Genomic DNA, 13,588 nt, shown 5'->3' with positions numbered 1-13,588 from the left:
GAATTCCCAAAACCCCTGTCTGCTGACGCAGACAGGGGTTTTGTCGTTTCAGAGCACAAAAAAGCCAGCCCCTGCTTCCAGGGGCTGGCCTGATTCAACGCAACGGATCAGAACTGGTAGCTCACCGTCGCGCTGACATTGCGCTCCTCGCCCATGTAGCAGAAGTTCAGGCTCGCACAGGAAGCGACGTAGGACTCATTGGTGAGGTTATTGGCATTGAGCCGAACATCCACGCCCTTGAGCCCGACCTTGCCTAGGTCATAGCCCACCGAGGCGTCCCACAGCGTGTAGGAAGGCACCTTCATGGTGTTCTCGGCATCTACCCAGCTTGAGCCCACATAACGTAAGCCCGTGCCCAGTCGCAGGCCATCCAGTGCGCCGCTGTTGAAGCGGTAATCCCCCCAGACCGATGCCATGTGTTTCGGCGCCTGGGTGGGAGAGTTACCTTTGTTGTCGACGTCGCTGACGGTGCTCGGCATGGACTTCGAATATTCGATGTCAGTCAGCGTGTAGCTGCCCAGCAGCTTGAAGTTGTCGGTCAGTTGCACATGGGCTTCAAGTTCCAGCCCCTGGGAGCGGACAGCGCCGATCGGTCGGTAGAAGTTTTCCTGCGGCAGCTTGGTGGCCAGGTTTTCCTGATCGATGCGGAACACCGATGCAGTAAACAGATTGTCGGTCCCCGGCGGCTGATACTTGATGCCGGCTTCCCACTGCTTGCCATCGGTTGGGGCCAGCGGATTGCCTGCGCTGTCGGAGTACGAGTTCGGGTTGAACGACTCCGAATAGCTCAGGTAAGGCGCAAGGCCGTTATCGAACAGATAGAGCACGCCGGCGCGCCCGGTGGTCTTGGTGCGCTTGTCGCTGATTTCAGTGCCTTCAGGGCGACCGAATTCGGCGATACGGTTTTCGTCCGATGTCTCCACCCAGTCATGGCGCAGGCCCAGGGAGAAACGCCATTTGTCCCATTCGATCAGATCCTGCGCATATACCCCGGTCTGCTCCAGGCGTCGCAGATAACTGGTCGGGTCGAAATAGGTGATCTGGGCGTTGCCATACACCGGGTTGAACGCGTTGATCGGCGCCAGAGACCCGCTCTGCCAGTCCACCACGGTCTTGCGCCGCTGGTAGTCAGCGCCGAACAGCGCAGTGTGTTTGACCGGGCCGGTGTAGAAATCCGCCTGCAGCATGTTGTCGACGATGTACGAATGCAGGTGCTCGTTGGCCCCCGAGTAATAACGGTTCAGCTCGTTGCTGGTCGGTGAAGTCCAGCCATAGCTGTAGACCTGATCCAGGCTCACCTTGGAATCCAGGTAGCGGAAGTTCTGCCGCGCGGTGAAGACGTCATTGAAGCGGTGTTCGAACTGATAGCCAAAGGATTGTTGATCGCGGCTGTAGCCATCGATGCCCGGCTCGCCTTCAAAGAAGTGCTGGGAGATACGCTGGCCGTTGCGCTGATGCAGCACACCGTCGGCCGGATTGCCGCCGTGGTACCCGCCCTCAGGATCGTGCTGCAGATACGCCTGCAGCGTCAGCGAGGTGTCCTCGCTGAAGTCGATGCTCAGGGTCGGCGCCAGTGCGTAGCGTTTTTCTTCGGTATGGTCGAACTGCGTGTCGGACTGGTCGGTGAGGCCGATCAGACGATAGGCAATGCGTTTGTCGTCATCCACCGGGCCGCTGAAGTCGAAACCCACGCCACGTTTATGGTTGGAGCCGACCGTCGCCTGAATCTGGTGATAGGGCTCGTACAGCGGTTTCTTGCTGGTCAGCGCGACCAGGCCGCCCGGCGAGCTGCGACCGTACAAGACCGAGGACGGGCCTTTGAGGATATCCACCCGCTCGAGGAAATAAGGGTCGACCTGCATCGTGCTGTACGTGCCGCTGTCGCCCATGGATTTGAGGCCATCGAGATAGATGTTGTCCACCGAGCCATCGTTGAAGCCGCGCAGCGCCACGTAGTCATATCGGTGGGTTGCGCCGTAGGGATTGGTCAGCACACCCGGCGTGTAGCGCATGGCCTGGGCGACCGTCTGCGAGCCCTGATCGTCCATCTGCTCGCGCGTGACCACCGACACCGATTGCGACGTTTCCAGCAGCGCGGTACTGGTCTTGGTCGCGATCTGGCTGTGGGTCGCGTTGTAGCCTTCCATGCTGCCCAGCGCATTACCCAGGGCAAAGCCCCGCACCTCGGTGCTGGGCAGCGACATCGCCGCATCATCGCTCTTGCGCAGCACATAACTGCTGCCGTCCTGGTTCACCGCCCGCAAACCACTGCCGCCCAAGAGAATGCTCAAGGCCTGATCCGTGCCGTAATTGCCCTGCAGGCCGGGTGAACGCAGCCCTGCGGTTTGCTCGGGCGTGGCAGACAGCATGATGCCCGCCTGGCGCGCGAACTGATTGAGCGCCTCGCCCAGCGGCCCCGCAGGCACCGCATAGCTGCGTACCGGGCTGATTGAAGCGGCGGGCTCCTGGGCCCAGACGTGCAGCGGCATGACGCCTACCGACAAGGTGGTGGAAATCAGCGCGGCACGAATGGCCGAGCCAAGCGCAGAAGGTCTGGCTGACAAGGGATCATTGCCCGTTTGCAGGAGCGGTGTAGGTTGAAGCCGGGTCATTGCAGGATTCCGTACAGGTCGGTGAAGAGAAGGGGTACTGATCTCTAAGCCGGACTCACGAGCAAAACCCGCCAAAATAAATCGTCATGCATTGCGTTGTAGCGTCACCCACCAGCGCGTGCGGTACTTGAGCTGGACCGGCAGCGTTTGTGGCAGCATCGCCAGCAGCTTGTCGGTGTCCTCCAGACGAAACACGCCCGAGAGCCGCAACCCGGCGATGTCCGGCGCGCAGCCCAGATAGCCATGGCGATAGCGCGAGACTTCAGCGAGGAAGTCGTCCAGGCGCATGTCGCGGGTGACGATCAGGCCATCGGCCCAGGCGCCGGGCTCCATGTTCAGCGGCGCGACCCGATCGGCGTGCAGCCCATCGACCCGGTAACTCTGCCCGGCGTCGACGATCACCGGTGTGACGCCGGGCGAGCGGATCACCACCTTGCCTTCGATCACGCTCAGGCGCGCATGCCCCGCGTCCTGGCGAACGACAAACCGCCCCGACAGCCCTTCGAAGACCCCATGTGCGCAACTGACCAGCAACGGCCGTCTGGTCGCGCTCTGCCCATCGGCGCCGCAAGTGACCAGAATCTCGCCCTTGCTCAACCGGATCAGGCGCTGCGTCGCACTGAAATCCTGATCCACCGCCGTGTCGGTATTGAGCTGCAGGCGAGTGCCATCGGCCAGTGCGAAGCCGCTGCGTTCGCCAAAGCCCGTGGCGAAATCGGCGTTCCATTGCTGCCACGGGGCAAGATCCTTCGCCAGATAAGTACCCGAGCCCAGCACCAACAGGCCACTCAACAGCTTCAACGTCTGCCGCCGTCCCAGTCGCTGCGCGCTGTTTTCCAGCGCATCGAACGCCACGCCGTTTCCGGGCAGTGCCTGAAAGCGGCCCTGCAGATCGGCGTTGAGCGAAAGCACCCGTTGCCAGGCGAGTTCATGATCCGGATGCGCCGTGCGCCACTGTTCACAGCGCTGTTGCACCCGAGCACTTGCCGCAGGATTGTCGAGCCGCATCATCCATTCGATGGCCTGATGCACGACGGCCGGGGAGGGCTGGCGATGGTTCAGCGCGGATGCCTGATTCATGCGCCGTACCGCAACAGGTAGCAGTGATACAGGGCATCGGCGACATGGCGCTCCACCGAGCGCACGGAAATGTCCATGTGTTCGGCAATCTGTTTGTGGGTCAGGCCCTCGCATTGGGCCAGCAGAAAGGCGCGGCGCACTTTGGGTTTGAGGCCGTCGAGCATGCGGGCGATGCTTTCCAGCAACTCGAACACCAGCTCTCGTGCCTCTGGCGAGGGCGCGAGCTGTTCGGGCAAATGGGCGAGGGCTTCGAGGTAGGCGCGTTCCAGCTCTTCACGGCGCCAGTGATCGATCACCAGCCCGCGCGCGACGGTGCGCAGGAAGGCTCGCGGAGCCTTGAGTTCCAGCAGTTCGCTGCGGTTGAGCAAACGCAGGAAGGTGTCCTGCGCCAGATCCGCGGCATCGGCAGCGTTGCCCAGCCTGCTGCGCAGCCAGCCGTTGAGCCAGCCGTGATGATCGCTGTACAGGGTGCGCAGGGTCGCGTTGGAAGAAGGCATCGAACCGCGCCATCCCAGCGCCGCTTAAATGATAATGAGTCGCATTGTGTTGAGATGTCTGGCGATTTGCAACTCCAGATCGGGGGATCGGCTGTAGGAGCGAATTCATTCGCGAATGGCCATGGCATCCGACATTGATGTATCGGATGCACCAACGCATCGCGAATAAATTCGCTCCTACAGGTTTGTTGCAGTGCCGTTAGATCTGTTAATCAGCCGAATAATTTCTGCACGTTGTTCATCGCATCATCGGCAAACCCCTGCAGAAACGCCTGAAAGTCTTGAGCGCTCATCGGGTTCCCTGCCGCCGGCTCGGCGATGATGGTCCAGGTGGCCACACTGCTGTCACCGGCAGGCACCACGGTCATCGACGCCCACAGATTGCCGACGCCCAGGTTGTTGTAAATCGTCGTCCAGGTCATGGACAGCGCCTTGTCGTCCCGCGAGTTGAGCTGCTCGACCACCTCCAGCCCGCCTTCCTTGAACTTCTTGTGGCGCACCGACCCCGCGCCGCTGCCAATCACCTCGATGCTGGCCAGCGCCGGAATGAATCTGGCGAAGCCGCCGAAATCACCGACGACTTGCCAGACGTCCTGCGCGCCAGCCGCGACCTTGACCGAGGCCACCACCGGTGTACCGGCAGGGTTGCTGACCAGAGTGTCGGGTTTGAGCGGCTGGATCTTGTTGATTGCGTTCATGTCGTTCTCCATTACGTACGTGGGTGTTGCGTTGGAATTGCCCGAATGACGGGGATGGGGGTCAGATGAAGTCGATTTCCCTGAGGTAATCGCAGCCCTTGCGCAGCAGCGCCGGGGTTTTCTGCGGGTAGCGCTCGCCCATGCGCTCAACCCCGGCCAGGGCGTTCTGATAGGCGATCATCGAGATGTCGCCGATGTCTTCCTCGAAGCCGTCCAGGTAGAAGCCGAGCACGCCGAACAGCGCGTTGTGGCTGTCGACCCGGTTGAGCTGGGTCTGCCAGTGCGCCACGCTGACCATCTCGAACTCGCGCCCGGCCTCGCGGAACGCATCGACATAGCCGCTCCAGCTCAGAGGCTCGGGGTTGTGCAGGTTGAACACCGCGCGGGCGGGCTGATAGCGGCTGCTGTGAAAGCCGATGAAGCGGGCCAGGAAATCCACCGGCATCAGGTCGAAGGTCATCGAGAAGTCGGGGACCTGGCCCAGCTGCATCGAGCCCTTGAGCATCAGCATCAGCCGGTTCTTGTGCGGCTGGCAGACGCCGGTGACGCTGTTGAAGGCGATGTTCCCCGGGCGGTAGATATTCACCCACGCCCCCAGCTCGCGGGCCTGCTGCAGGATGCGCTCGGCGACCCACTTGGACAGGTTGTAGCCGTTCTTGATGTAGATCGGCGGCGTCTCGGCGGCAGGCGCTTCCAGGACGCTGCCGTCGGCGGCCACGGCGCTGGAGGCCGAGAGCGTCGAGACAAAGTTGAAGACCTTCTTGCTGCGACCCTCGCACAGACGCAGGCATTCGAAGATCGGCGCCACGTTGTCCCGCGCCAGCGTCTCGTAGTCCTGCACGTGATTGACGTTGGCGGCGTTGTGCACCAGCGCGCCGAACTCGCGGTCCAGGCGCTCGTACACCTCGTCGGCCAGGCCCAGTTGCGGCTGGGTGACGTCGGCGGCGTAGACCCGCACTCGGCTCAGGTCCAGGTCCTGCAGGCGGTTTTCCCGCAGGGATTCGATGAAGCGATCCTGCGCCGTCATCCCGCCGCCTTCGCGCACCAGGCAGGCGACTTCGGTGGCACCCCACGCCAGCAAGGCCTCGACGATGTGTACGCCGAGAAAGCCATTAGCGCCGGTGACGATCACCTTGTGCACATCGCCCAGCTTGCCCACTGGCAAAATCGGGAGATCCAGAGGCGCGGTAGCGTCCTTGATCGCCTGCGGGCTGACGGTCCAGGCCGAAGCACCATCGCTGTCGATCAGCGACGCCAGGTTGATCAGCGTCGGCGCTTCGATGAAGCGGTTGATCGGGATGCTGCGCCCGAACCGCTCGCGAATGCCGAGCAGCATCTGTGACAGCAGAATCGAGTGGCCGCCGAGGTTGAAGAAGCTTTCATCGGTGGAAATATCCCCCGGCGGCAGCTCCAGCAGTTCGGCCCACAGCGCTAGCAGCACTCGCTCGTTTTCCGTGGCCGGTTCCCGCCGCGGCGCCTGCTCGATCATGTTCACCGGCAATTGCAGCAAGGCCTTGCGATCGATCTTGCCGTTGCTGGCGTAGGGCATCTTCGCCAGCTCGGTGTAGGCGGCCGGGCGCATGTAATCGGGCAGCAGGCGCTCGACATGGGCCTTGAGCAGATGCCGCGCAGCGTCCGGCTCGACGCCATGGGGCTGGGCGAGAAACGCCAGAATCCGTCGCTGCTCGTCGACCACCACCGCCACCTGCCGGTACAACTGACTGTCGCGCAGACAGTGTTCGATCTCCTCGGGCTCGACGCGAAAGCCGCGGATCTTCACCTGATTGTCGCGGCGCCCGGAAAGCTCGATGCCGTCCTCGGTCCACTTGCCGATATCGCCGGTGCGGTAGGCGCGCAGGGTTTCGCCGTCGCCCAGCCCAATCTGCACGTAGCGCTCGTCGGTCAGCGTGGGGTTGTGGATGTAACCCAGACACACGCCGGGCCCTGCGATGTACAGCTCGCCCGGCGTCTGTTCGGCGACCGGTTGCATCTGCTCGTCGAGAATCAGCAACTGGCTGTTGGCGATCGGCCGGCCCAGGTTGCGATTGCTACTGCCCGGCCGGAACTGCCCGGCAGTGATCAGCACTGTCGCTTCGGTCGGGCCGTACAGGTTGTGAAACTGGCACTGCGCGGCCAAGCGCTCAATCACGTAGGGCTCGCAGACGTCGCCTCCGGTCATCAAGTGCTCAAGGCGCAGCGGCTGCTCCATCGGCAGGATGCTCAGCAAAGCGGGTGGCAGGAAGGCATGGGTCAGGCCGTCATCGAGCAGCTCGCGCAGCTGCAACGGATCGCGGCGTTGATCCTCACTGGCCACCACCAGCTCGGCACCACTGAGCAGTGTCGGGAAGATGTCGATCACCGAGGAATCGAAACTCAGGGTCGAGAACTGCAGGACCCGGCTGTGCTGGGTCAGCCCCACGTACTCCGCGTACCAGGCGGTGAAGTGGCTGAGGTTGTGCTGGCTGAGCATCACACCTTTCGGATGCCCGGTGGTCCCCGAGGTGTACAGCGCCATGCACGGCGCGTGGCTTTCAGGGCGATGCTGCATCAGCGCTTCGGCGCTCGGCACCGCCTCGATCAGGCTGATGTCCAGCCCCGGTACGCTCTCGCCCGCCAGCGGGTGCTGGCCGTCGTGCAGCAACAGCGCGGCGCCGGAGTTCTGCAGGATGTACTGCTGGCGCTGGACCGGCTGGCTGGGGTCCAGCGGCAGGTACACCGCTCCCAGACCCAGAATCGCCAGAATCCCGGCAAACAGCGCCGCTGATTTGGGCAAGCAGATACCGATTACCACTGGCTCGCTCGTAGCCGCGAGCAGCGGCCTGATCTGCGCCTGAATCGCCACGCTGTGGACGCGCAAGGCGTCGTAGCTGATCCGCTCGCCATCGATATTCAACGCACAGCGCTCGGCAAATGCCGTGAAGCTCCCGTTCAATCGCGCTGTCAGCGGCACCTGCGCGATGCTCAGCAGGTGCGGTTGTGCGGTGCGGTTGAAGCGATGCTCGAAGGCCAGCCGGTCCAGCTGCTGCAAGCCTTCCTGCCATTCGCTCTGCGGCGCGGTGGCTGACTCGGCCCGGGCGAAATGCTCGGCGTCCCGGGAGAAGCGGCTGACCATCAGCGCCACGCTGTCGATCAGCGTCGCCACGGCGGCATCACGCAAGACACGGCCGTTGCCTGAGGGCTCGGTGGGCAGGGTTTGGCAGAGGATCAGCCGTTGCGCCGTTGCAGTGCCGCACCAGCACAGCAGCTCAATGCGCGGCAGGCTCTGTTGCAGATCCGGCGTCAGCCCGGCCCGCAGCCCCAGGTGCACGCTGCTTTTGAAGGCCTGCAGGCGCGTGCTGGTGAGGTCCAGCGTGCCGTCTTCGATCAGCATCGACGGGCTTTGCAACCTGTTGTCTTCAAGTGCCTGGGCGTCGGCAATCAGATGAAGCAAATGCCCGTGGCTGTCGAGTTCGACGCTCAGCTCATGCAGCGCCCGGCTATGGCCGATGAGCACGATTTCCAGACGTTTCATTGCGCGCCTCCTGCTGGCAGGTAGTCCGCCAGGGCCTGTTGCACGCAGGGTGATTCGAGCATCGAGCTGGTCTTGAAGAAGCGCACGATGTTGCCCACCAGCGGGTGGTGGCGATTGATCGGAAAGCACATCGCCTGGCTTTCTTCGCGCAGCGCCTGTTTGATCGGCTCGGCTACGTCGAGGTGGTCAATCAGCACGAAGTCGAAGGACTTCTGGATGTCATTGGTCAGATATTGAGCAATGAACACCGGCATGATCTGCGCGATGGTCGCCCGGTCTTCTTCCGGCGCGACATGCCAGTAGATGCGCACCAGCCGCGCCCAAAAGCCCGAATGGCGGCCTTCGTCGAGCAGGTGATCGGCCATCAGCCCCTTGATCGACTGCTTGACCGTGTCATCCTTGGCAAAGGCCGCCACATCGTTGGTCACGGTGTTTTCCGCGATCGCCACGCAGATCAGCTCGACCGCGCTGCGCAGGTGCTCGGGCGCCAGCGCCAGGGCGGCGGGAATCGCGCGGCTGAGTTCGATTTCAAGCGGCAGGTGTATGGGTTCGATGCCGGTCAGGGCGATGGTCTGCTGCATGAAATCCATGGCCACCAGCGCGTGATAGTCCTCGTCGACCACCACGGTCATCGCGTCGTAGCGGCAGGCGAACGGGAAACGGATTGCGAAGTTGTCCTTGGCGATGCTGCGGGCGGTCTTGTCGACGATCTCGGTCTCGAAGATCACCACGTCGTTGATGAACTTGTAGAGGCTCTGGATCAGCGCGAAATCGCGCAGGTGCGGGCATTCGCGGGTGAAGGTTTCGCTGAGCACCAGCGGCTGGCGACTCAGCGGATAGATGAGTTTCTCGTCGTTCTCGACGATGCGACGCGGCCGGGTGCGGATTGTGGCACGGCCTTCCCAGGCATCGACGAAAGACAGGTAGTCTTCGGCTTTCATGGTCTTGTCCCTGTGCGGTGGGCGAAAGAGGTGGCGGCCTGCGAGCGGCTCATACGCTGGCTTCCAGCGCCGGGCTGCGCATGCTCAGGCGCAGCGCATCCCACAGCGCGATGCGGCTTTCCACCGCGGCGATGGCGGCGGCGTAGACCTCGTGTTCGCGTTGCTCGTCGCCGTCGACCAGCCGCGCCAGCAGCGACTCGGCGGCCGGTCCGTGATCCTCGGAATCGACTTCGATGTGCCGCTGCAGGTAGTAGCGGAAGGTCGGCGCCTGGTGGGCGGTGATGCCCCAGTCGTCGAGAATGCTCTGGAACATCAGCGGGATGACGCTTTCGCGGCCATGCAGAAAGGCCGCGGCCACGCTGTGGGCGGGGGCGTTGAGTGCGGTTTCCAGGGTGTCCCGGACAAAGCGCACGGCGGCGCGGTCGGCGTTGACGCTGTCCAGCGCGGTGTCGACCTGCACGCCTTCCTGCTGCAGTTCGATAAAGCGCTCGATGTGCGCAGTGCTGGCGCCCACTTCGCGCATGGCATCCAGGTACAGCTCGAAATGGCTGTAGTGGCCGTGATCGACGCGGTCGTCAGACTCCTCGCCGAGCACGATCTCGTTGATCAGGCGCGCGGCCTTGGGATCCTTGGGCGGCAACCAGGGCAGTCGGGTGCAGGTCAGTTCCTGCTGCAGGCGCTTGGTCAGTGACATGAAGTCCCAGACGGCAAACACATGGGCCTCCATGAAGCGGCGCAGCACGTCCAGTGAATCGATTTCGGAAAAGATCGGATGACCACTTAGTTCAGACTTCTTACGGTTCAATAGTTGTTGTTGGCTATGCATTTTGTGGCGCCCTTGAGGTGGGAAAGTTATGGCGGTCCATACGGTTATTTCAGATTTAAGCATCGGATAAGTTGCCCGCTGACAGAGGCGTAAGTAATAGCCTCCCTTAAAGGCAGGCGAGCGCAGGCCGCGAACATAAACGTCCTCAAATGGTCAGTTGGTTGCTGAGCCAAATGCCTTGGGCACTGACGCCGCATGGCTTCAAGACGCTGAATAGCTAGGGCTTTCAGCGCCGTACAGCGAGCGACGGGAAAACGTTAAATCACTTTTTAATCATTGATCAAATACTTTTTGATACTTTTTAATGGGTATAAAAACAGGGCGCGAAGTGTTGGGATAAAACTTTTAAAATAAGTTTTATTGGGTCGAGCGCAACCCTTCCGACTCAATAAAGTCAGAATTATCAATAATGAACGAATGCCTCGTTCAGCGTTGCGCGTTAACTAAATAATCAAATGAAAGGGATTTTTATGTGGGCGGCGTTGATAGGCATCCCGATAAGCCGCACCCGTTGCACTGCTCCTTTTGTTGCTCCATGAAAATGACCTGTGCACAACCGACTGCAGGCGGGTCCGTCTGGCGAGTGTGCCTGAAACACGGGAATGCGCAGGGGTAACGCTGGCAGAAATCAGCAAGGGTGCAATGTCAGGGGGCGTGGGCGAGAGGTGCAGCGAACGTCAGCCAGGGGCGCTGACCGGCCAGGCTCAGACGTCGAGCAGTCCCAGGTGAGTGTTGATGATGTGCAGCAGCCGGCGGCGCTGCGCGGTGAGGAGGTCATGCTTGCCGGGGAGTTCGATCAGCTCGAATTCGCGGCGGGTGAATTCGCGCCAGTTCATCATGCTGGTGGCGGTGTCTTGAGGGTCGTCGCTGCCGTAGAGCGCGGTCAGCGGGATGTTCAGCCCTTCGTCAGGGTGGTGCGACCACAGCTCGGAGAGTTTCAGGTCGCTGCGCATCACCGGCTCGAACAGCTGCATGAGCCGGGTGTCCTGCAGCACGGACTCGGGCACGACGCCGAGTTTGATCAGCGCCTGGATGAAATCGTCCTTGGGCAGTGTGTGCAGATAGGGGCGGGCCTGCTGGCTGTCGGGGCTGCGGCAGCCAGAAATGAACAGGTGGCGGGTCAGCTTCGGATAATGGGCCTGTGCCAGGCGCGCCATTTCGTAGGCCAGGCGGGCGCCGAAACTGTGGCCATAAAAGGCGTGGGGTTCGGTCAGGTAATGGCGCAGCGCGCCGAAGGTGTCTTCGAGCAGCGGTGCCCACTGATCGTACGGGGTTTCCTTGAAGCGGCTGCCGTGGCCGGGCAGGCGTAATGTCACGAGTTCGATGTGGTCCGCCAGGCCCTGGGACCAGTCGCGGAACTGCTCGGGATCGACCCCGGCGTCCGGAAAACAGATCAGGCGCGTGCGGATGGGCTGTCCGGAATTGACCACCATCAGCCATTTGCTTTTCGCGGCGTACACTGAAAATCCCCGGGGCCTGCAGGGCAAGCCAGTTACTGCTGTGGGGCCGTGTCCTTCGGCGCTGGCACCGCGCCAGGCGGTGCCCAATCAACCCCATGCTCAATCCGGTCGGGGACCGCAAGCAGGGGCGCGAATGCCAGGGTCATGAACCGTTGCCGTTCATGACCGTGTCACCGTCATTGCTGGGCGAGGGCGCGCTTCCTCGTCGAGGCGGGTTTGGCGACTTCCGCCGGACGGCTCTTCAGGTAGTTGTTGATGGCCTCGACACCGCGGTTCAAGTGGTGGGCCAGGGCGCTGACGGTGGATTCGGTGGCGCCGGCCTCGGCCATGCGCAGCAGTTCGTAGTGGTCGTGCTGGGACAGCTTGCCCAGGCCCATGTGCTTGAGGTTGAAACGCAGGAAACGTTCTTCCTCGTTCAGGCCGTCCTCGACCAGCTTGAGCAGGCGCTTGTTCGGTGCCCGGCTGTACAGCGCCATGTGAAACATGCGGTTGAGCGTGCCCATTTTCGAGTAGTCGGTTTCGATCTCCAGCTGTTCGATATAGCTGCGCGCGCGGCTGATGTCTTCAGCAGTCAACAGCGGGATCGACTGACGCAGTGCTTCGGACTCCAGCAAGATGCGCAAGGCGTAGGCGTCGGTGGCGTCTTCGTTGATCAGCGGGGCGACCACGGCGCCCTTGTGGGTTTCGACGCGCAGCAGTGACTGGGCTTCGAGTTGGCGCAGGGCTTCGCGAACCGGCATGCGGCTGACCCCGAACAGGGTGGCCAGCTCTTGCTGACGCAGGGCCATGCCCGCCGACAGACGGCCGTCGAGAATCGCGCTGCGCAGTTTTTCTTCGATCACCGCGCGCGCCAGATGGGCAGGAGGCTGTTCGTCCCCCAGGATTTCCCGCAGAAATTGCTCTCTCTCAGTCCTGCGCATCGATTACTTCTTCTTCACTGATCAAATATTGGATCCAATGGAACACTAGAAGCCACGGCCCACCTTGTCAAACTTTGTTACATCTCTGGCCCTGTTGCGGCGGACCGCATTCTACAAGGCTTTCTGGCGAGAATGTGCGCACCGTGTTCTATCCTTTTAACGATACGAGGCGTCGGAAAACGGTCGCCTGGACGTGGCATTTTTACGCTCACTCGGGCAGACAATCGAAGTCATTGAATTGCAAGCCAATGATCGCCAGATGCCATTATTCTCCTCGGTTGGAGGCTCGCCAGCGAGTACCTCCGGTCGATCCCATGGATTGAGAGCTTTGGCGACCCGTTGCGCGTTTGGCCGGCTTGCACGCAGGTGCTGTCAGTTGCTGCTGACGGGCGTCGTGCTGGTCGGTTTTGTGCACGCCGACTGGGACTTTTCCCTGATCGTGCGCCGCGCGAGCGCGCTGTACGGGCCGTCGGTGGAAGGACGACAGCGGGTCGATGAATGGAAAGCCATGCTCGCCGGTCGCAAGCCGGGCAACGACCTGGAGATGCTGGAGCGGGTGAACCGGTTCTTCAACGGCGAGCTGCGCTATGTGGAAGACATCGACCTGTGGCACATGGACGACTACTGGGCCACGCCCATCGAGGCATTGTGGAAAGGCGCAGGCGATTGTGAGGACTTCGCCATCGCCAAGTATTTCAGCCTGCGGCAACTGGGCATGCCTGCAGACAAACTGCTGATTACCTACGTCAAGGTGCTCAACCCGGAACGGGCACACATGGTCCTGACGTACTACCCCGACGCAGACGGCGAGCCGCTGGTGCTCGACAGCCTGGTCGATACGATCACACCGGCCGATGCACGCAAGGACCTGCTGCCGGTGTATGCCTTCAATGGCGAAGGCGTGTGGTTGCCGGACGCGACGGACAGCACCATCGGCGGCAGTAACAGCATAGCGGGGGATATCAAACAGCTGTCCCGCTGGCAGGAAGTGTTGAACAAGATGAAAGCCGAAGGTTTTCCGGTCGAGGGCAATACGCCCTGAC

10 protein-coding genes are annotated in these 13,588 nt (G+C 62.0%); 1 reads left to right on the top strand and 9 read right to left on the bottom strand.

What is annotated here, in order from left to right; all coding sequences use genetic code 11:
* Positions 1-107: 107 nt before the first annotated feature.
* The 9 genes from AC1MEK_RS09795 to AC1MEK_RS09755 form a co-directional block, all read right to left on the bottom strand.
* Positions 108-2,612 (bottom strand): TonB-dependent siderophore receptor, encoded by a 2,505-nt coding sequence (locus tag AC1MEK_RS09795; RefSeq protein WP_480396052.1) that lies wholly within the window; start codon positions 2,610-2,612, stop codon positions 108-110.
* 84 nt (positions 2,613-2,696) lie between these two features.
* Positions 2,697-3,692: a FecR domain-containing protein gene (locus AC1MEK_RS09790; protein ID WP_480396051.1), complete on the bottom strand. Its 996-nt coding sequence runs from the start codon at positions 3,690-3,692 to the stop codon at positions 2,697-2,699.
* Positions 3,689-4,189: a sigma-70 family RNA polymerase sigma factor gene (locus AC1MEK_RS09785; protein ID WP_480396050.1), complete on the bottom strand. Its 501-nt coding sequence runs from the start codon at positions 4,187-4,189 to the stop codon at positions 3,689-3,691. Before AC1MEK_RS09785 ends, AC1MEK_RS09790 begins: the two co-directional genes overlap by 4 nt.
* Positions 4,190-4,401: 212 nt before the next feature.
* The gene (locus AC1MEK_RS09780; RefSeq protein WP_480396049.1) at positions 4,402-4,887 is read right to left on the bottom strand and encodes an SRPBCC family protein; all 486 of its coding nucleotides are present in this window, start codon (positions 4,885-4,887) and stop codon (positions 4,402-4,404) included.
* A gap of 61 nt (positions 4,888-4,948) precedes the next feature.
* Complete coding sequence (locus AC1MEK_RS09775; RefSeq protein WP_480396048.1) at positions 4,949-8,398, bottom strand: non-ribosomal peptide synthetase; 3,450 nt, start codon at positions 8,396-8,398, stop codon at positions 4,949-4,951.
* The gene (locus tag AC1MEK_RS09770) at positions 8,395-9,339 is read right to left on the bottom strand and encodes a diiron oxygenase (RefSeq protein ID WP_480396047.1); all 945 of its coding nucleotides are present in this window, start codon (positions 9,337-9,339) and stop codon (positions 8,395-8,397) included. Before AC1MEK_RS09770 ends, AC1MEK_RS09775 begins: the two co-directional genes overlap by 4 nt.
* Before the next feature lie 49 nt (positions 9,340-9,388).
* Complete coding sequence (locus AC1MEK_RS09765) at positions 9,389-10,165, bottom strand: DUF3050 domain-containing protein (protein ID WP_480396046.1); 777 nt, start codon at positions 10,163-10,165, stop codon at positions 9,389-9,391.
* 704 nt (positions 10,166-10,869) lie between these two features.
* The gene (locus AC1MEK_RS09760; protein WP_480396045.1) at positions 10,870-11,625 is read right to left on the bottom strand and encodes a thioesterase II family protein; all 756 of its coding nucleotides are present in this window, start codon (positions 11,623-11,625) and stop codon (positions 10,870-10,872) included.
* Between the two features lie 176 nt (positions 11,626-11,801).
* Positions 11,802-12,545 (bottom strand): GntR family transcriptional regulator, encoded by a 744-nt coding sequence (locus tag AC1MEK_RS09755; protein ID WP_480396044.1) that lies wholly within the window; start codon positions 12,543-12,545, stop codon positions 11,802-11,804.
* A 328-nt stretch (positions 12,546-12,873) separates the two neighbouring features.
* Between AC1MEK_RS09755 and lapG the strand changes: the two genes are divergently transcribed.
* Positions 12,874-13,587, top strand: a complete 714-nt coding sequence (gene lapG, locus AC1MEK_RS09750; RefSeq protein WP_480396043.1) for a cysteine protease LapG — start codon at positions 12,874-12,876, stop codon at positions 13,585-13,587.
* Position 13,588: the final 1 nt, after the last annotated feature.

This window comes from Pseudomonas sp. 2 (genome assembly GCF_056627435.1).
This window is presented reverse-complemented; position numbering and strand designations above follow the sequence as displayed.